The organism is Mycobacterium sp. NGS64 (assembly GCF_059812245.1).
In genome coordinates, this window is the sequence record NZ_JCALCI010000001.1 from 247,143 (window position 1) to 264,268 (window position 17,126).

Here is a 17,126-nt window from a genome sequence, read left to right on the forward strand (position 1 = left end):
GCCTTTCTGTGGTTGGGAGTTATTAGGCCCTGGCCAGTTCGGGGGACGGCGTCTCATGGCGCGCGCGGGCCGGCAGGAGCCAGGCCACGACGATCGCGCAGCCCAGCGCGATGCCCGCGCACACCAGGGAGCTCACCTGCATGCCGTCGAGGAAGGCGCGATCGACGACGGCGCGGACCGGGCCCGCCTGTTGGATGGGCAGCCGTCCGATCACCGTGTGCGCCACCGCCATCGAGCGCCGCATCGCGTCGGCGGGCAGTCCGGTCAACGTGGCCGTGCCGAGGCGTCCGGAGTACACCGACGCGAAGACGCTGCCCGCGATGGCGACGCCGAGGGTGCCGCCGAGTTCGCGCGTGGTGTCGTTGACGGCCGAGCCGACGCCGGCCTTGTCGACCGACAGCGATCCCATGATGGCCTCGGTGGCCGGCGAAACGGTCAGGCCCAGGCCGCCGCCGAGCAGCAGCATCTGCAGGGCGATCTGGTCGTAGGGCGTGGCGGCATCGGCCGTGGACGCCCAGGCCAGGCCGGCGGCGAACACGGTCAGGCCGCCGGCGACGACGGCCGTGGTGCCGATTCGTTCGACGAGTCGCGGTCCCAGGATGCTGGCCACTGCGATGGAGACGGCGACCGGGAGCAGCCGCACGCCGGCCTGAAACGCGGTGTAGTCCTTGATGAATTGGAAGTACTGCGTGATGACGAAGATGAACCCGAACAGGGTGAGGAAGCCGGCGGTGATCGCCAGGCTGCCGCCGGAGAACCGCCGGTTGGCGAACACCGAGACGTCCAGCATCGGGTGGGTGCTGCGCCGTTCCCACGCCGCGAAACCGGCGAGAACGGCTGTCGCGAGGGCGAACCCGGCTGTCGTCCGAACGTTGGTCCATCCCCAGGTGGGCGCCTCGATCACGGTGTAGACCAGCGTCGTGATTCCCACCGCGGACAGGATCAGGCCGGGGACGTCGACGCGCGGCGCCGCGGGGTCGCGCGAGGTGGGGACGAACAGGATGCCGCCGACGATGGCCAGCGCCGCGATGGGGATGTTGACCATGAAGATCGAGCCCCACCAGAAGTGTTCGAGCAGCCAGCCGCCGCTGATCGGCCCGACGGCCACCCCCACGCCGACCATGGCCGCCCACAGCCCGATCGCCTTTGCGCGTGGGACCGGGTCGATGAAGATGTTGGTGATCAGGCCCAGCGTGGTCGGGAAGATCACCGCGGCGCCGATGCCCATCGCGGCGCGGGCCGCGATCAGCGCGTCGGCCGAATTCACCTGCGCGGCAACGGCGGAGGTGAGCGCGAACAGCGCGAGTCCGGAGTTGAGCCAGCCTCGCCTGCCGTAGCGGTCGGACAGGCTGCCGGCCGAGAGCAACAGCCCGGCCATGACCAGCGTGTAGGCGTCGACGATCCATTGCAGCTGGGCGGTGTCGGCGCCCAGTTCGCGCGACAGGGTGGGCAGCGCGACGTTGACGATGGTGGCGTCGACGCTGATGACGAAGACGCCGAGGCAGATGACGGCGAGCGCGGCGATCGGGCGGTTCTTGAAGATCGGGAAGACGGGTTCGGTACTCATGCACAAGACGCTAAAGCGGATAGACAAATAAATCAAGTAATAAGTTGAAAAAGATGTCTGACCGGATTAGAGTGGACTCGTGGCGTCGCGCCGGAATTACAACCAGAACTGCCCGATCGCCCGCGGCCTCGACGTCGTGGGCGAGCGGTGGACGCTGCTGATCCTGCGCGAGCTGGTGGGCGGCGCCCGCCGCTACGGCGATCTGCGCGACGCGTTGCCCGGCATCGCGACCAACCTCCTGGCCGAGCGCCTCAAGGAGCTGCAGGAGGCGGGGCTCGTCGACCGCGCCGACCTCCCGGCCCCGATCGGGCGCACCGTGTACACCCTCAGCGACGTGGGCTGGCAGCGGGTGTTGCCGATCCTGCAGAGCGTCGCGTGGTTCGGGCTGGACCGGCTGGACCCGATCGGGGACGGCCCCGCCACGCCGTTGAATGGGTTCCTGGCGGGGTTCCTGCTGGGCTTCAACTCTGCCGCCGCCGCCGGCGTCGAGGCGACGTGTCGGGCCGAGATCGACGGTCGCCGTTTCGAGTTCGCGATAACTCAGGGGCGCCTCGCGGGCGCTCACGGGGAGCCCTCGGTGGTTCTCACCGCCAGCGCGACGGACCTGGTGAACGCGCGCCTGGGGTCGAGTGAAGCCAAGCGCAGCGCGGCCCTGCGTCGGCTCGAGTTCACGGGCGACCCCGAGGCGGTCGAGGCGGTGCGTCAGGCGTTTGCGCTGTAGGGCCTCACCAGGACACCGGAAGTTCGGCGAGCCCGCCGGCCAGCACGTCGGAGCGCATCGGCAGGGTCGCGGCATCGACCGTCAGGCGCATCGACGGGAATCGCGGAATTAGTTGCGCAAAAACCGTTTTCAGCTCGATGCGGGCCAGGGGGGCCCCGATGCAGTAGCGCGCGCCGTGCCCGAACGTGAGGTGGGCGGTCTCCTTGCGGGCGACGTCGATGCGCTGCGGTTCGGCGAAGGCCGTGGGGTCGTGGTTGGCGGCGTTGATGTCCAGCAGCACCAGGTCCCCGGCGCGGATGGCGACGCCGTCGATGTCGAAGTCGGTGCGCGCGTAGCGCGGAACGCCGCCCACACCGCCGCCGCCTGACGTCGCCCGCAGCAGCTCCTCGACGGCGTGGGGGATCAGCGCGGGATCGTCGACGAGCACCCGCCATTGATCGCGATTCGCCAGCAACAGCATTGCGCCCAGCCCGATTTGGACCACCGTGGTCTCGTGCCCGGCGAACAGCAGGAACATCGACATCGTGGCGGCCTCCTCGGCGGAGACGCCGTCGGTGGCACACAGCCGCGTCATCACGTCGTCGCCGGGTTGGGCGCGCTTACGCTCGACCATCCGGCGGCCGTAATCGAACAGCTCGGCCAGCCCACGCTCGGAGCGGGCGTGATCGCGCACGTTGCCGGCGTCCTCCGCCCATGCCCGGAACTGCTCTCGGTCGGCGTAGGGCACCCCGAGTAGCTCGCAGATCACCAGGATGGGCAGCGGCAGCGCGAGGCGCGCGTGCAGGTCGGCTGGGGGTCCCTGCGCCGCAAGGTCGTCCAGCAGACCGGCGGTGAGCGCCGCGACCCTGGGTTCCAGCGACCGCAGGTGCCGCGGTGAGAAGTGGGGCTGCAGCAGTGCGCGCATGCGCGCATGGTCGACCGCCTCGGTGTCGAAGTCGCCCAGCGGCCCACCGAACAGCGCGGATTCCCCGGTGCGCGAGGCGGTTTCGGGTTCTCGATGGGAGCGGCCGAGGCGATCGTCGTCGAGCAGCCGTCGCACCTGCGCGTAGTCGGTTACCAGCCAGGCCTCGTGGCCGACCGGCGTGCGCACCGCATGAATCGATGTCATGGCGTCACCTTGTATAGGGCGAGTTATACAAGATTACTTGTACACTCTTCTCTAGACAAGAGGAGCTCTTGAGATGACGGTGGTCCGGTCCGACTCCACCCGGCGGATGCCCCGCGCCCAGCGGCGGGAACAGATCCTCGAGGCCGCCACGCGCGCCTTCGCCCGCGGCGGCTTTGCAAACACGGGGCTCGACGCCATCGCCGCGGAGGCCGGTGTCACCCCGGTGATCCTGTACCGGCACTTCGCCTCGAAGGCCGACCTGTATCGGGAGGTCATCGAAAGCGGTCACGCGCGCCTTCGCGAAGCCACCGGCCCCGACGACTTCGACGACGCAAGCATCCCCGCGCTAATCCGCGCCGCCGCAGCGGATCCCGACACCTTCCGGCTGCTCTACCGCCATGCCGCACGCGAAGCCGACTTCCGCGACATCATCGACACCCTCGCCGAGCGTTCGGCCGACATCACCCGCCGCCACCTGGAGGGCATCGCCGACGACGGTTGGCGCAACTGGGCGGCGCGGGTGCTGCCGACCATGACGATCGACGCCGTCATCGCCTGGCTCGACGCCGGTCAGCCCGAGCCCGATCAAGCCGCCGCCCGAATCCGCAGCGTCGTCGACGCCGTCATTCAAGCCGCGTCGGGTTAGCCGAGCAGGGCGTCGATCCAGGCCTGGGCGATGAACTTGCCGTAGCGGGCGGCCGACCAACCGCGTTCGAGGACGAGAAGCTCGTAGAGCTCGGGCGCGTGGTACGTCCACAGGATGTCGCGCGCATGCGTGGCGCTGACCCGCAGCTGTCCGGTGCCGGCGAGGCCGGCAGCGAACATCGTCATGGCCGTGAGGGTTTCGTGCCGGATCTGCTTCCAGACCTCCGCGGCGTCGGCCGACGACGCGGCGCCGTCGCGGGCCAGCAGCTGGACCGGGGCGCTGCGCGGCATGGTGGCGGCCAGGTGCTTGGCGTAGAGCTCGAGCTTGCGGGCGGCGTCCGGGGCGTCGCGCACCTTCTGGATGACGTCGCGCTCGGCCATCGGGATCGGTTCGTCGTCGCCCGCGACGGACACGTCGAAGAGCGCCTTGAGCACCCCCGCCTTGGTCGCGAAGGCCTTGTACACCGTCTCGACCGACACGCCGGCGTCCCGCGCGATCTCCGCGATGGTCGTCGCGGCGTAGCCCTGCGCCAGGAAGCGTCGGCGGGCGGACGTCAGCACCGCGTGCCGATTCTGTTGGGCCTGTTGGCGTCGACGGCTCGAGTCGTAGCGGCGCCGAGGCTGGCTCTTGACAGATCCCATAATTCAGTACATGCTCCTGTATCGATTACTGCTTACTGTATCAGACATAGGGGAGCCGACATGACAACCGCGACACGCGCCGCCACTTTGGCCGCTGGCGACCATCCGGCGGCGGTAGCGCGAAGCCTGGCAACGGAGATCACGCGGACCGCCGACGACGCCGAGGCGCTCGGCACGCTGCCGATCGAGCTGGTGGCGCGACTGCGCGCGGCCGGCGTCTTCCGGGCGGTGCAACCGCGCGCGCTCGGCGGATTCGAAGTGGCCCCCGTCGACTACATCGAGATGATCGAGGAGCTGGCGCGCGCCGACGGCTCGACGGGCTGGATCGCGGCCATCGGCGCCGGCGCACCCGCATTCACCGCCTGGCTCGAGCCGGCCGTCGCCGAGGACCTGTTCGGTTCGAACGCGGACTTCTTGGCGGCCACCGTGTTTTCCCCCACCGGCCGGGCCGTCCCCGACGGCGCGGGCCGGTTCGCCGTCGACGGCCGATGGCCGTTCGCCAGCGGTTGCCGCCACGCCGAGTGGTTACTGACCGGGATGTTCGTGTTCGACGACGGTCAGGCGCCGCGGATGATTCCTGGACAGGGACCGGACTGGCGCCTCGGGTTCTTCCCGCGCGCCGCCGCCGAAATCGTCGACAACTGGGACGTTTTGGGGCTGCGCGCGACCGGCAGCAACGACGTGGTGGCCCGTGGCCTGAGCGTCGCCGAGGAACACACCATCGCCCCGTTCTTCGGGCCGGCCCGGCACGACGGGCCGCTGTGGCGGCTGCCGTTCTTCACGATGGTGGGGGTGGCCCTCGTCGGCGTCCCGCTCGGTATCGCGCGGCGCGCGCTCGACGAATTCGCCGACCTGGCGACCACGAAGACCCGTGCCGGCACGTTCGAGCCGCTCGCCGCGGACCCCGTCGCGCAGGTCGAGTTCGCCGGTGCGGAGGCGGGTTTGCGGTCGGCGCGGGCGTTCGTCCTCGACGAGGCCGGCGCCCTGTGGGACACCGCCCTCGCCGGGGACGCACCGTCGCTGAAGCAGCGCGCTCGTTTCCAGCTCGCCGCCCAGCAGGCGATGCGCGCGGGGCACCAAGCGGTCGACACGACGTTCGGGCTGACCGGCGCGGGGGCCGTGCACGCAACCCACCCGCTGCAACGATGCTTCCGGGATCTGCACACCGTCGGCCAGCACGTGTACTTCAGCCCGTCCGCGCTGAAGCGTTACGCCAATACCCAATTCGGCATCAGCCAACCGACGCACCTGATGTGACACCGACCTACAGGGCGTTGACCCACTTTTCCATCCGCCGGGCCTGGTGCGCCATCAGCTCGGGTTGAGCCAGCGCGTTGGTCAGCACCGCGCTGCCCTCGTAGGCGATGACGAGCTCGCGCGCCAGGTCGCGCGCGTCGCGGCGGCCCATGGCGTGGAATTGCTGCTCGGCCCAGTCCAGCAGGGTTTGCATCAGGGGGGCGGTCAGTGCCGGTGATCGGCCAGGTTGGTTCGCCAGCTCGGTGCACAGGGTCCCCAAGGCGCAGCCGTGGTCGGCGATAGCCTCGCTCGATTCGGCCAGCATCCCGACCAGCGCTTTGAGCCGCGCCTTGGGGCTCCCGTACTTGCGCTGCAGGGCCGCGGTCGCGGCCCGGATTTCCTCGGTGCGCGCCTCGACGACGGCCGCGACGATGTCGTCTTTGGTCTTGAAGTAGTAGTACATGTTGCCCAGCGGGACCTCGGCGGCCTCGGCGATGTGCGCGAGCGTGGTGCCCGCGATGCCCTGCCGGTAGAACAGGTCGCAGGCGGCTGCGATCAGTCGCTCGCGCTTGCCGGGCGGTGGCGCCAAGGGGGCCTCGTCGGCGTCGGTTAAGTCAGCCATATCACTCACGGACTATAGACGGCACGCGGCCATGCTCAGGTTCCACAGCAGGTCCCTGTTCTCGGGGGTGTTGTAGGCGCTCTTGACGTTCTTCGGCGCGGCGTTGGCGAAGTATTGGCCGGAGGCCGCCGCCGCGCCCGGCGAGGTGGCGAGGAACAGCGAGGTGGCGGCACCCTGCTGCGGCGACCGGGAAAACGGCAGCGCCGCAAAGGAGATCGCGCGGAACACCCCTTGGGCTCCGCGCATCATCGGCGTTCTGACGATTCCGGGGTGCGCGGCGTTGGCGGTGACGCGGGTCGGACGGAGTCGATGCGCCAGTTCGATGGTGAAGAGCAGCACGCACAGCTTGGACGCGGCATACGTGCGGATCGTCGAGAAACGGCGTTCGCTCTGCAGGTTGTCGGGTTCAAACTTGCCGGCGCGGTAGACGCTCGAGCTGAGGTTGACCACCCTGCCCTGCGGGCTTTTTTCCAATTCGTTGAGCAGCAATTGGGTGAGATAGAACTGCGCCAGGTAGTTGACCTGAAACGTCGTCTCGTATCCGTCGGCGGTCAGCACGCGTTGCGGCATGATGACGCCGGCGTTGTTGATCAGCACGTCCAGTCGCGGGTAGCGGGCCCTAAACGCCTCGGCCAACCGGTCCAGCTGCGCGAGCGACCTGAGGTCGGCGGTGAGGTAAGCGACGTCGCGGTTGCCGGTCACCGCGACGATTTCGCTTGCGACGCTTGCCGCCTTCGCCTCGTTGCGCGCCGCCAGCACCACGCAGTAGCCGGTGCGGGCGAGCTCGGTCGCGGTTACCTTGCCGATGCCGTCGGTGGCTCCGGTGATGAGGCAGATGGGCCTGTCCATAAGATTCAGGGGACCCTATTGGGCCTTGGCCAGGGTGGGCCGCAACAACATCCGCGACATCACCGAGCGGGTGATGGCCGCCGGCACCAGCGCGGCGGTCACCCGGTTGACTCGTCCCGGTATGCAGTTGGCGCGATTGCGCTCGAGGGCGCGCAGCGCCTCACGGGCGCAAACGTCCGGCGCCATGGGCGATATCGGCATCTTGTCGGGGTCGAGGCCCAGGTCGCCCAGCGCCGGCGTGCGGGTGGGCCCCGGGTGCAGCACCGTCACGTGCACCCCCTGCTTGGCCAGTTCGCCGTGCAGGCCGACGCCGAGGCTGGTGATGTAGGCCTTGGTCGCCGCGGTGTGCGCCATGTAGGGCACGCCGTGCACCGCTCCGAGCGCGGAGACCAGCAGGATGCCGCCGCGGCCGCGCCGCACCAGCCGTTCACCGAAGTGGTGCGTCAAGCCCAGGTGTGCGGCGGTGTTCAGCCGCAGGATCGCCCGCTGGGCGTGCAGGTCGGAGCCCACGAGGGCGCCGGGCAGGGCCGCGCCGGCATTGGAGACCAGCAGCCCGACGTCGATGTCGTTGGTGGCCTCGACGATTGGGGTCAGCGAGGCCGGGTCGGACAGGTCCACGCCGACGACCCGGTAGTCGACGCCGTAGCCCCGGCTCAGCCCTTCCCCCAGCTCCTGCAGCGCGGCCAGCCGCCGCGCGACCAGGACCACGTTGATGCCCGAATCGGCGAGCTGGTGGGCGAATTCGCGCCCGATTCCCGATGACGCGCCCGTCACGACCGCCCATGGGCCGAACCGATCTGCACTGATGCTCATGCGTGCGAACCTCCTGTATTGAGTTAGTTGCCTAACTTAGCATCGGCGGTCACCGATCGGCAAGCGCGGGAGAGTAGGCGCCGGGTTTATGGCGATAAGGCCCCTGCAATATCGGCGTTTATCTTGCATCGTGGCTATCGCAGTGGTTAGCGTGAGTCAGTTAGATAACCAACTCTAGATGAGCAGGGGTGAGGATGGCGGTCGTCAAACGCGCGTGGATTCCGCTGGTCGTCGTGGCCCTGGTCGCCATCGCGGGATTCGCTGTCTACCGGCTGCACGGCGTCTTCGGCGCGCGCGCCGGCACGTCGGTCGTCGGCGCCCGCCACGATGACATCAAGCCCTTCAACCCGAAGCACGTGAGCCTGGAGGTCTTCGGGCCGGAGGGGACCGTGGCGGACATCAACTATCTCGACGTCGAGGCCGCACCCCAACGCGTCGACGGTATGCGGCTGCCGTGGACTTACAGCGTGGCCACGACCGCCCCGGCGGTCAGCGTGAATGTCGTGGCCCAGGGCGACGGTGACGTCATCGGCTGCCGAATCACGGTGAACGGCGACGTCAAGGCCCAGCGAACAGTATCGGGGATCCACCCGCAAACTTTTTGCCTGGTGAAGTCCGCGTGATCGCGCGAACGGTCCGCCGGCTGTCGGTGCCCATCCTGCTTTTCTGGCTCGGGCTGGCCGCGGTCACCAATGTCTTTGTCCCGCAACTGGAAGCGGTCGGGGAAGCGCACGCCGTGTCGATGAGCCCCGACGACGCCCCGGCGATACAGGCGATGAAGCGTATCGGCCAGGTGTTCGGAGAATTTGACTCCGACAGCGCGGTCATGGTCGTGCTGGAAGGCCAGGCGCCGCTGGACGACGCGGCGCACCGCTTTTACGACGACCTGATGCGCAGGCTGGCGCGCGACCGCAAGCATGTCGAGCACATCCAGGACTTCTGGGGCGATCCGCTCACCGCGGCCGGGTCGCAGAGCGCCGACGGCAAGGCCGCCTACGTTCAGGTTTTCCTCGCGGGCCACCAGGGCGAGACACTGGCCAACGAGTCCGTCGACGCCGTCCGGGGAATCGTGTCAAGCGCGGTGGCGCCCAACGGGGTCCGGGCGTACGTCGCCGGCCCGGCGGCCGTGACCACCGATCAGCTCGAGTTCGGTAACAAGAGCGCCCGCAAGGTGATGGGCGTGACGGTCGGGGTCATCGTGCTGATGCTGCTGATCGTGTACCGCTCCGTCGTCACCGTCCTGCTGACCCTGCTGATGGTCTTCATCGAGCTGCCCGCCGTGCAAGGGGTGATCGCATTCCTCGGAAGCCACGGAATCATCGGGCTTTCCACCTTCGCGGTCCAGATCTTGCCGGTCCTCGCGATCGCCGCGGGCACCGACTACGCGATATTCATCGTGGGCCGATATCAGGAGGCGCGCCAAGCCGGCCAAGACCGGGAAACCGCTTACTACACCATGTTTGGCGGCAGCGCCCACGTCGTCCTCGGCTCGGGCCTGACCATCGCCGGCGCGATGTTCTGCCTCAGCTTCACCACGCTGCCCTACTTCCAAACCCTGGGCGCGCCGTGCGCGATCGGGATGTTCACCATGGTGGCGGGCGCCCTCACGCTGGGCCCGGCCATCGTCACGCTGGGCAGCCGATTCGGGCTGTTCGATCCCAAACGGAAAATGAAGACGCGCGGATGGCGGCGGGTGGGGACCGCCGTCGTCCGGTGGCCCGCACCGATACTCGCGGCGGCATCGGCGACCGCGCTCGTCGGGCTGCTCGCCCTGCCGTCGTTCACGACGAGTTACAACGACCGCAATTACCTACCCCGGATCACCCCGTCCAACATCGGATACGCCGCGGCCGAGCGGCACTTTTCGCCCGCCCGGTTGAACCCCGACCTGCTGTTGGTGGAGGCCGACCGCGACATGCGCAATCCCGCCGACATGCTCGTGCTGGACCGGCTGGCCAAGGGCGTGTTCGGGGCCGACGGCGTCGCCCGCGTTCAATCCATCACCCGTCCGTTGGGCGCCCCAATCACGCATACCTCCATCCCATTTCAGATCAGCATGCAGGGCACCACGCTGACCGAGAACATGAAGTATCTGCATGACCGCATGGCCGACATGCGGGCCATCGCCGACCAGATGACGGGCGTCATCGACACCATGCAACGTATGCTCGCCATGATGCGCGAGCTCGCCGCCACCACACACGACGTCGCCGGCCAGACGAAGCGGATCGTCGATGACACGACCGAAGTGCGCGACCGCATCGCCGATTTCGACGACTTCTTCCGCCCGCTGCGGGGCTACTTTCACTGGGAGCAGCACTGTTTCGACATTCCCATCTGCTGGGCGCTGCGATCGGCATTCGATGCGCTCGACGGCGTCGACACGCTCACCGACGACCTGGGCGGTCTGGTCAAGGACACCGACCGGCTGGATAGCCTGATGCCGCAGCTGATTTCGCGGCTGCCGCCGATCATCGATGCGACGACGACCATGCGCACCATGACCATGACGATGTACAGCACGTTCGCGGGCCTGCTGGACCAGATGGACGCCGCGCAGCAGAACGCCTCCGCGATGGGGCAGGCGTTCGACACGGCCAAGAACGACGACTCGTTCTACCTGCCGCCGGAGGTCTTCGACAACCCGGACTTCAAACGCGGCCTGGCGATGTTCCTCTCGCCGGACGGCAGGGCCGCGCGTCTGATCATCACCCACGACGGGGATCCCGCTACCCCCGAAGGCGTCTCGCGCGTCGACGCGATCAAGAAGGCTGCGCGTCACGCCCTCAAGGGGACCCCCTTGGAAGATGCCAGGATCTACCTGGGTGGCACCGCCGCGACGTACAAGGACATGAGCGACGCGGCCCAGTACGACCTGCTGATCGCGGGAATCGCCGCGGCCTGCCTGATCTTCATCATCATGCTGGTCATCACCGGCAGCGTGGTCGCGGCCCTGGTCATCATCGGGACCGTGGTGCTGTCGCTGGGGTCGTCGTTCGGGCTGTCGGTGCTGGTGTGGCAAGACATCCTCGGTATTCCGTTGCACTGGTTGGTCATAGCGATGGCGCTGATCGTGCTGCTGGCCGTGGGATCGGATTACAACCTGTTGCTCGTGTCACGGTTCAAAGAGGAAATCGGCGCCGGCATCAAGACCGGAATCATCCGCGCGATGGGCGGAACCGGGGCGGTGGTGACCTCCGCGGGCCTGGTCTTCGCGTTCACCATGGCGTCCTTCGTGTTCAGCGATCTGCAGATGATCGGTCAGTTCGGGACGATCGTCGGCATCGGCCTGCTTTTCGACACGCTGATCGTGCGGTCGCTGATGACACCGTCGATTGCCGCCCTGCTGGGGCGGTGGTTCTGGTGGCCCCGGCGGGTGGGTCCCCGCCCTCGCGCGCGCGGGGCCCGCCGGCCCGTTGCCCTGTCGACCCCGACCGCCACCGAAAGCGTGCACCCATGACCCTCCGCCGCGCCAGAAACCAGAAGCTGTCCGACTCGATCCGCATCGCCGCGCCGCCCGACGAGGTGTGGGAGCTGATCACCACCGTCGCCGGCATCGCGGAGTGGTATGACGCCTGGGACGCGGTGGAGCACTCCGCCGACGAGCAACGACTCCAGGTCGGCACGTCGTTTCGACTGATCCGCCGCCGTCACGGCCGCGACGACACCGCGCTGTGCCGCGTGACCTCGATGCAGCCGCGCAGCCGGTTGTGCTGGGTGCAATACGCCCCGCACCGGCCCGCCATGTCGGTCGAGTTCCGGTTGGCTGCCGAAACCGACGCCGGCACGCTGCTGAGCCACACCAGGAGCTGGCTCGAACCCGGTGATCGGTGATGCCACTCGGCTGGATGCCATTAAGCCGGCTGGCACTAAGCTGGCTGCCGTGGAAACCCCCTCGCCGCGGCCCGTGCTGGTCGTCGACTTCGGCGCGCAGTACGCGCAGTTGATCGCGCGGCGGGTCCGCGAGGCGCGGGTGTTTTCCGAGGTCATCCCGCACACCGCCACGGTCGAGGAGATCAAGGACCGGGACCCGGCGGCGATCGTGCTGTCCGGGGGACCGGCCAGCGTCTACGCCGACGGGGCCCCGCAGCTCGATCCGGCGTTGTTCGACCTCGGGCTGCCGGTGTTCGGCATCTGCTACGGCTTTCAGGCCATGGCGCAGGCGCTGGGCGGGACCGTCGCGCACACCGGCACCAGCGAGTACGGCCGCACCGAGTTGAAAGTGGTTGGCGGCGAGCTGCATTCGGGCCTGCCAGATGTCCAGCCGGTCTGGATGAGCCACGGCGACGCGGTCACGGCGGCGCCGGACGGGTTCGACGTGGTGGCCAGCAGCGCGGGCGCCGCGGTGGCCGCCTTCGAGAATCGTGGCCGGCGCCTGGCCGGGGTGCAGTACCACCCCGAGGTGATGCACACCCCGCACGGGCAGCAGGTGCTCAGCCGGTTCCTGCACGACTTCGCCGGGCTCGGCGCGGAGTGGACGCCGGCCAACATCGCCGACGCACTCGTCGAGCAGGTGCGCGCCCAGATCGGGGACGGCCACGCCATCTGTGGGCTGTCCGGCGGGGTGGACTCGGCGGTGGCCGCCGCGCTGGTGCAGCGCGCCATCGGCGACCGACTGACCTGTGTGTTCGTCGACCACGGGTTGTTGCGCGCCGGCGAGCGCGACCAGGTGCAGCGCGACTTCGTCGCCGCCACCGGCGCCAACCTGGTCACCGTCAACGCCGCGGACACCTTCCTGCAGGCGCTGTCGGGGGTGACCAACCCCGAAGGCAAGCGCAAGATCATCGGCCGCCAGTTCATCCGGGCTTTCGAGGGCGCGGTGCGAGACATCGTGCAAGAAGAGGGGGCGGAGAGCCGGTCTGAGGTCGAGTTCCTGGTGCAGGGCACGCTGTATCCCGACGTGGTGGAGTCCGGCGGGGGCAGCGGCACCGCGAACATCAAGAGCCACCACAACGTCGGCGGCCTGCCGGACGACCTGAAGTTCAAGCTCGTCGAGCCGCTGCGGCTGCTGTTCAAAGACGAGGTGCGCGCGGTCGGGCGGGAGCTGGGCCTGCCGGAGGAAATCGTTGCGCGCCAACCATTTCCGGGGCCGGGCCTGGGCATCCGGATCGTCGGCGAGGTCACCGCGCAGCGGCTGGACACCCTGCGGCGCGCCGATGAGATCGCGCGCGAGGAGCTCACCGCCGCCGGCCTGGACAAGCAGATCTGGCAGTGCCCGGTGGTGCTGCTGGGCGACGTCCGCTCGGTCGGGGTGCAGGGCGACAACCGGACCTACGGCCACCCGATCGTGCTGCGGCCGGTGTCCAGCGAGGACGCCATGACCGCCGACTGGACCCGGGTGCCCTACGAGGTGCTGGAGCGCATCTCCACCCGGATCACCAACGAGGTGGCCGAGGTCAACCGGGTGGTGCTGGACATCACCAGCAAGCCGCCCGGCACCATCGAGTGGGAGTAGCTCGGCGGTTTATGCCCGCGGGTCCGTAATGAGGCCCGGCCATGCGGCCATCGCGGCCGCGACTGCACCCATGAGCGCTTTGCGGGAGGCGCCGTCGCCGGCGCGCACGGCCAGGCCGTGAATCACGGTGGCGTAGAACGACGCGATGGTATCGATGTCGGTCGATGCCGCTAATTCACCCTCGTCGACCGCGCGGGCGAGCCGTGCCTTGATGACTTTCGGGGTCTGCCGGCGGATGGCCTGCAGGTAATCCTGCGCCCCGCTATTGGCCGGCGTGCAATTCGTCGCACCCAGCACCAGCAAGCATCCGCGGGGTTGCCCTGAGCGGCTGAAGGATTCAGCGGTGAGTCGCAGCATCTCGTGCAGGGCTTCGCGAGCGGTCGGAGTTTCCTGCAACGCGTGCAGCGCGGGCGCGCCGACTGTCTGCTGGTAGGCATCGACGGCTTGACGAAACAGGGCATCTTTGGACCCGAACGCGTGGTACAGGCTGGTCGCGCTGATATCGCCCATGGCAGCCTGCAGGTCCTCCAGGGTGGTGCCCTCGTAGCCGCGTTCCCAGAACAACATCATCGCGCTGTGCAGCGCCTCGTCGCGGTCAAATCCCGGCGGTCGTCCCCTCTTCGCCATGTCCTCCTCCATTTCTGTAGTTCATACTACATAAACCCTTGACGCGGTCGCTTCCTGCCCATCACTATTTCTGTAGGAGAGCCTACAAAAATAGCGAGGGGTAAGAGGATGGGCGGTTCTGCACAACCTGTCGTGCTCGTCACCGGCGGCACCACCGGCATCGGATACGCGAGCGCAGTGGCGCTACACAAACGGGGCTACGCGGTGCTGGTGACCGGCAACAATCCGGCCACGCTGGCAGCTGCTCGTGACGGCATGCCCGCCGATATCGTTGTGCTGCAGGCAGACTCGGCAGATGTCGCGTCGGCCGATCTGATCGCCGACGAACTGCGGCGGCGGTGGGGCGGTGTCGATGCTGTCGTGCTCAACGCGGGCATCGGGCGGATGCTGCCGATCGAGGCCGTCGACCAAGAGATCTTCGACGAGCACTTCGCGGTCAACGTGAAAGGCCCGTTCTTCACTCTGCAGAAGGTGCTGCCCCTGCTGCCGTCGGGCGGGTCGATCGTCATCACCAGTGCGGTCGGGACGTATCTGGGCGCTCCGAACTGGTCGGTGTACACCGCCACCAAGGGCGCCTTGGCGGCCATGGGGCGTGCGCTGGCCGCTGAACTCGCGCCGCGTGGAATCCGGGTGAATTCCGTGAGCCCGGGCCCGATCGACAACGCCGCGTTCGACAAACTCGGGCTACCGCCCGACGAATTGGCAGCCTTCAAAGCCCAGTTGCCCCAGCGTATTCCGTTGGGCCGCTTCGGTCTCGAGGACGAGACCGCGCGCCTCATCGCCTTCCTGGTCTCGCCCGAGGCCAGCTTCATCACCGGCGAAGACATCCGTGTCGACGGCGGCCTGGCCGCCACCCTCTGAACGGACGCCGGCTGATCCCACCCCTGCCCTACCTGCTCGCCTCACCCACCCACGGAGACAAACCATGACCCATAACCCCATCCTGGTCACCGGGGCCACCGGCCGCGTCGGCCGCCACCTCGTCACCCAACTCGCCGCCGCCGGGCACCCGGTCCGAGCTCTGATCCGGGATCCGTCCAAAGCCGCCACACTCCCGCCCTCCGTCGAGGCGGTGGTGGCCGACCTGACCGACCCCCGGTCGCTGACCGCCGCCTTCGACCGAGCCGAGCGGGTGTTCGTACTGGCCCCAACCCCGCCGATACCGGACATGGAACAACTGGAGATCAACGCGTTCGTCGCCGCCGAACAAGCCGGCGCCCGCCACATCGTCTACCTGTCCAACTTCGGTGCCGGCCGCTTCCACCACCCGCTGTTCACCGCGCACGGCGCCAACGAATGGCGCCTCCGCTCCCTGGCCGTCGAGTGGACCATCCTGCGCCCCACCCGATTCATGACCGAAGTGCCGTTCACCTGGCACGGCATCCACACCGAGGCGACCCTGCGCGAACCCGTCGGCGGTCAGCCGCTGACCATCGTCGATCCGCACGACATCGCCGCGGCCGCAGCCCTGATCCTGACCACCGACGGCCATGCCTCCCGCATCTACGAACTCACCGGTCAGGCCATCACCGACCCCCAGATCGCCGAGCACCTTTCCGCAACCTTGAACCGGCCGATCGGATTCGACGATTGCACCGAGGACGTCTTCGACCGCGACCTCGCCGACGGCGGGGTGCCCGCAGCAGTGATCGAGATCCTGCACGAAGTCTTTCGCACCGTGCGCCAAGGCCACTGGTACGACACCCCGACCCTGGCGAACCTGCTCGGGCGCCCGCCCCGCAGCTACGCCGACTGGCTGCGCGAGAACCGCGAGCTGCTTCCGGCCGACCGTGAGGCGCTCACGTGAGCAAGCCTCGACCCGAGCTTCCCGCGGCGATGCTGCGCTTCTCCAAAGTCCCGGCCGCGCTGTTGCGCGCCGGCATTCCCCTTGGCCCGCTGTACCTTCTCGAGAGCCGCGGCCGGCGCAGCGGAACGCTGCGCTCCGTCCCCGTGGTCGTCTTCCACCACGACGACGGCCGCTGGCTGGTGTCGATGTACGGCGAAACCGGGTGGGTCGCCAACGTGCGAGACGCCGGCACCGCTGTCATCCGACGCGGGCGCCGGGCGGAAACCGTCCACTGCATCGAAGTCACCGACAACCGCCGCGCCGAGGTCGCCATGCAACTGCGACGCAAATTTGGTTTCATCCCGTTCGTCCGGGCCGCATTCAACGCCAACCCGAGCGACGGCCCGGGCGCGTTCGAGGCCGAACAGCGCCGCCACCCGGCATTCCTCATCGCGCCGGAGTAGTTACTCCACGAATTCGCGCCTGCCGTAAGCGATCGTGGCCGCTGCCCAGTTCCCGCCGGCCTCACCCACGAGTCGGCGGGCGACGTCTCGATCGTCGTTTCCGGCGACCACGATCAGGGTGTGGTCGGTCGTGGTGACGGATCCGCCCCGGATGCGGTCGCGGGCGACCGGGTCGCCCGCCAGCGCGTCGCCGAAGCGGGCGACGTCGACATCCGGCACCGCGATGATGATCGCGTCCTCTCCCGGTGCGCGCTCGTAGTCGAAGGTCAGCACCGCTTCCTGGTCGAACTGGCGGCGCAGCGCCTCGGCGGCGGAGTGCAACGAGCCGTCGGCGCCGCACAGGTGAAATTCCCGCGAGCGCTCCCGGGTGCTCCGTTGCAGCGCGCTCGACCAGTACACCCCGTCGAGCGGGGTCGATCCCGTCACCGTCGCGCCGCTGAGCGCGATCGCCGCGGTGGCCTGCGCCTCGAACAGGGGATCGGTGGTGTCGGCGGCGAACAGCTCCGCCGGTCGGCAGGGCGCGGCGGCGCTCGGAGCCGAAAAAATGCAGCAAAAAAGCACCATCAGCCACACCAGCAACGACCGCATAAA

General features: G+C 68.6%; 18 protein-coding genes. 10 read left to right on the top strand and 8 right to left on the bottom strand.

Translation table 11 applies throughout. From position 1 onward, the window contains the following. Positions 1–22: 22 nt before the first annotated feature. Positions 23–1,567: an MFS transporter gene (locus tag AC5Y4S_RS01260; protein WP_500029281.1), complete on the bottom strand. Its 1,545-nt coding sequence runs from the start codon at positions 1,565–1,567 to the stop codon at positions 23–25. Between the two features lie 79 nt (positions 1,568–1,646). On the opposite strand from AC5Y4S_RS01260, the gene AC5Y4S_RS01265 reads away from it, so the two are divergent. Next, positions 1,647–2,288: a winged helix-turn-helix transcriptional regulator gene (locus AC5Y4S_RS01265; RefSeq protein ID WP_500029282.1), complete on the top strand. Its 642-nt coding sequence runs from the start codon at positions 1,647–1,649 to the stop codon at positions 2,286–2,288. 4 nt (positions 2,289–2,292) lie between these two features. Here the strand turns inward: AC5Y4S_RS01265 and AC5Y4S_RS01270 are convergent, their stop codons facing one another. Next, the gene (locus tag AC5Y4S_RS01270; RefSeq protein WP_500029283.1) at positions 2,293–3,396 is read right to left on the bottom strand and encodes a cytochrome P450; all 1,104 of its coding nucleotides are present in this window, start codon (positions 3,394–3,396) and stop codon (positions 2,293–2,295) included. 73 nt (positions 3,397–3,469) lie between these two features. On the opposite strand from AC5Y4S_RS01270, the gene AC5Y4S_RS01275 reads away from it, so the two are divergent. Continuing rightward, positions 3,470–4,042, top strand: coding sequence for a TetR/AcrR family transcriptional regulator (locus AC5Y4S_RS01275; protein WP_500029284.1), 573 nt, complete (start codon positions 3,470–3,472; stop codon positions 4,040–4,042). On the opposite strand, the gene AC5Y4S_RS01280 is transcribed toward AC5Y4S_RS01275, so the two are convergent. Next, a complete protein-coding gene (locus AC5Y4S_RS01280; RefSeq protein WP_500029285.1) occupies positions 4,039–4,683 on the bottom strand; it encodes a TetR/AcrR family transcriptional regulator in 645 nt (214 codons plus the stop codon). The genes AC5Y4S_RS01275 and AC5Y4S_RS01280 overlap by 4 nt on opposite strands. A gap of 60 nt (positions 4,684–4,743) precedes the next feature. Here AC5Y4S_RS01280 and AC5Y4S_RS01285 point away from each other — a divergent pair, with 60 nt between their 5' ends. Then, complete coding sequence (locus AC5Y4S_RS01285; protein ID WP_500029286.1) at positions 4,744–5,940, top strand: acyl-CoA dehydrogenase family protein; 1,197 nt, start codon at positions 4,744–4,746, stop codon at positions 5,938–5,940. A gap of 7 nt (positions 5,941–5,947) precedes the next feature. On the opposite strand, the gene AC5Y4S_RS01290 is transcribed toward AC5Y4S_RS01285, so the two are convergent. From AC5Y4S_RS01290 to AC5Y4S_RS01300, 3 genes are read right to left on the bottom strand one after another with little or no spacing between them, the layout of a single operon-like run. Next, the gene (locus AC5Y4S_RS01290; RefSeq protein WP_500029287.1) at positions 5,948–6,541 is read right to left on the bottom strand and encodes a TetR/AcrR family transcriptional regulator; all 594 of its coding nucleotides are present in this window, start codon (positions 6,539–6,541) and stop codon (positions 5,948–5,950) included. Between the two features lie 12 nt (positions 6,542–6,553). Next, the gene (locus tag AC5Y4S_RS01295; RefSeq protein ID WP_500029288.1) at positions 6,554–7,390 is read right to left on the bottom strand and encodes an SDR family oxidoreductase; all 837 of its coding nucleotides are present in this window, start codon (positions 7,388–7,390) and stop codon (positions 6,554–6,556) included. A 15-nt stretch (positions 7,391–7,405) separates the two neighbouring features. Beyond that, positions 7,406–8,203, bottom strand: coding sequence for an SDR family NAD(P)-dependent oxidoreductase (locus AC5Y4S_RS01300; protein WP_500029289.1), 798 nt, complete (start codon positions 8,201–8,203; stop codon positions 7,406–7,408). Between the two features lie 194 nt (positions 8,204–8,397). Here AC5Y4S_RS01300 and AC5Y4S_RS01305 point away from each other — a divergent pair, with 194 nt between their 5' ends. Genes AC5Y4S_RS01305 through guaA form a run of 4 tightly spaced genes read left to right on the top strand, consistent with a single transcriptional unit; the run spans position 8,398 to position 13,658 of the window. After that, positions 8,398–8,826, top strand: a complete 429-nt coding sequence (locus tag AC5Y4S_RS01305; RefSeq protein ID WP_500029290.1) for an MmpS family transport accessory protein — start codon at positions 8,398–8,400, stop codon at positions 8,824–8,826. Next, positions 8,823–11,663, top strand: coding sequence for an MMPL/RND family transporter (locus tag AC5Y4S_RS01310; RefSeq protein ID WP_500029291.1), 2,841 nt, complete (start codon positions 8,823–8,825; stop codon positions 11,661–11,663). Before AC5Y4S_RS01305 ends, AC5Y4S_RS01310 begins: the two co-directional genes overlap by 4 nt. Continuing rightward, entirely contained in the window at positions 11,660–12,037 is a 378-nt protein-coding gene (locus tag AC5Y4S_RS01315; protein WP_500029292.1) for an SRPBCC family protein, read from the top strand. The genes AC5Y4S_RS01310 and AC5Y4S_RS01315 overlap by 4 nt, the downstream gene beginning before the upstream one ends. A 40-nt stretch (positions 12,038–12,077) precedes the next feature. Then, complete coding sequence (guaA, locus tag AC5Y4S_RS01320; protein WP_500032034.1) at positions 12,078–13,658, top strand: glutamine-hydrolyzing GMP synthase; 1,581 nt, start codon at positions 12,078–12,080, stop codon at positions 13,656–13,658. Positions 13,659–13,667: 9 nt separating this feature from the next. Here the strand turns inward: guaA and AC5Y4S_RS01325 are convergent, their stop codons facing one another. Continuing rightward, a complete protein-coding gene (locus AC5Y4S_RS01325; RefSeq protein ID WP_500029293.1) occupies positions 13,668–14,297 on the bottom strand; it encodes a TetR/AcrR family transcriptional regulator in 630 nt (209 codons plus the stop codon). 96 nt (positions 14,298–14,393) lie between these two features. Here AC5Y4S_RS01325 and AC5Y4S_RS01330 point away from each other — a divergent pair, with 96 nt between their 5' ends. The 3 genes from AC5Y4S_RS01330 to AC5Y4S_RS01340 all read left to right on the top strand — a co-directional run bounded on the left by AC5Y4S_RS01330 (position 14,394) and on the right by AC5Y4S_RS01340 (position 16,535). Beyond that, the gene (locus tag AC5Y4S_RS01330) at positions 14,394–15,146 is read left to right on the top strand and encodes an SDR family oxidoreductase (RefSeq protein ID WP_500029294.1); all 753 of its coding nucleotides are present in this window, start codon (positions 14,394–14,396) and stop codon (positions 15,144–15,146) included. Positions 15,147–15,210: 64 nt separating this feature from the next. Then, positions 15,211–16,092, top strand: a complete 882-nt coding sequence (locus tag AC5Y4S_RS01335; protein ID WP_500029295.1) for an NAD(P)H-binding protein — start codon at positions 15,211–15,213, stop codon at positions 16,090–16,092. Further along, complete coding sequence (locus AC5Y4S_RS01340; RefSeq protein WP_500029296.1) at positions 16,089–16,535, top strand: nitroreductase family deazaflavin-dependent oxidoreductase; 447 nt, start codon at positions 16,089–16,091, stop codon at positions 16,533–16,535. The genes AC5Y4S_RS01335 and AC5Y4S_RS01340 overlap by 4 nt, the downstream gene beginning before the upstream one ends. Here the strand turns inward: AC5Y4S_RS01340 and AC5Y4S_RS01345 are convergent, their stop codons facing one another. Further along, entirely contained in the window at positions 16,536–17,123 is a 588-nt protein-coding gene (locus AC5Y4S_RS01345; RefSeq protein ID WP_500029297.1) for a hypothetical protein, read from the bottom strand. Positions 17,124–17,126 lie beyond the last annotated feature (3 nt).

Bases quoted from the DNA above. Each gene is read 5' to 3' on its own strand.
- AC5Y4S_RS01335 (WP_500029295.1), top strand. From the start codon at position 15,211: ATGACCCATAACCCCATCCTGGTCACCGGGGCCACCGGCCGCGTCGGC.
- AC5Y4S_RS01330 (WP_500029294.1), top strand. From the start codon at position 14,394: ATGGGCGGTTCTGCACAACCTGTCGTGCTCGTCACCGGCGGCACCACC.
- AC5Y4S_RS01315 (WP_500029292.1), top strand. From the start codon at position 11,660: ATGACCCTCCGCCGCGCCAGAAACCAGAAGCTGTCCGACTCGATCCGC.
- AC5Y4S_RS01280 (WP_500029285.1), bottom strand. From the start codon at position 4,683: ATGGGATCTGTCAAGAGCCAGCCTCGGCGCCGCTACGACTCGAGCCGT.
- AC5Y4S_RS01300 (WP_500029289.1), bottom strand. From the start codon at position 8,203: ATGAGCATCAGTGCAGATCGGTTCGGCCCATGGGCGGTCGTGACGGGC.
- AC5Y4S_RS01275 (WP_500029284.1), top strand. From the start codon at position 3,470: ATGACGGTGGTCCGGTCCGACTCCACCCGGCGGATGCCCCGCGCCCAG.
- AC5Y4S_RS01290 (WP_500029287.1), bottom strand. From the start codon at position 6,541: ATGGCTGACTTAACCGACGCCGACGAGGCCCCCTTGGCGCCACCGCCC.
- AC5Y4S_RS01295 (WP_500029288.1), bottom strand. From the start codon at position 7,390: ATGGACAGGCCCATCTGCCTCATCACCGGAGCCACCGACGGCATCGGC.
- AC5Y4S_RS01345 (WP_500029297.1), bottom strand. From the start codon at position 17,123: ATGCGGTCGTTGCTGGTGTGGCTGATGGTGCTTTTTTGCTGCATTTTT.
- AC5Y4S_RS01305 (WP_500029290.1), top strand. From the start codon at position 8,398: ATGGCGGTCGTCAAACGCGCGTGGATTCCGCTGGTCGTCGTGGCCCTG.
- AC5Y4S_RS01260 (WP_500029281.1), bottom strand. From the start codon at position 1,567: ATGAGTACCGAACCCGTCTTCCCGATCTTCAAGAACCGCCCGATCGCC.
- AC5Y4S_RS01325 (WP_500029293.1), bottom strand. From the start codon at position 14,297: ATGGAGGAGGACATGGCGAAGAGGGGACGACCGCCGGGATTTGACCGC.
- AC5Y4S_RS01270 (WP_500029283.1), bottom strand. From the start codon at position 3,396: ATGACATCGATTCATGCGGTGCGCACGCCGGTCGGCCACGAGGCCTGG.
- AC5Y4S_RS01285 (WP_500029286.1), top strand. From the start codon at position 4,744: ATGACAACCGCGACACGCGCCGCCACTTTGGCCGCTGGCGACCATCCG.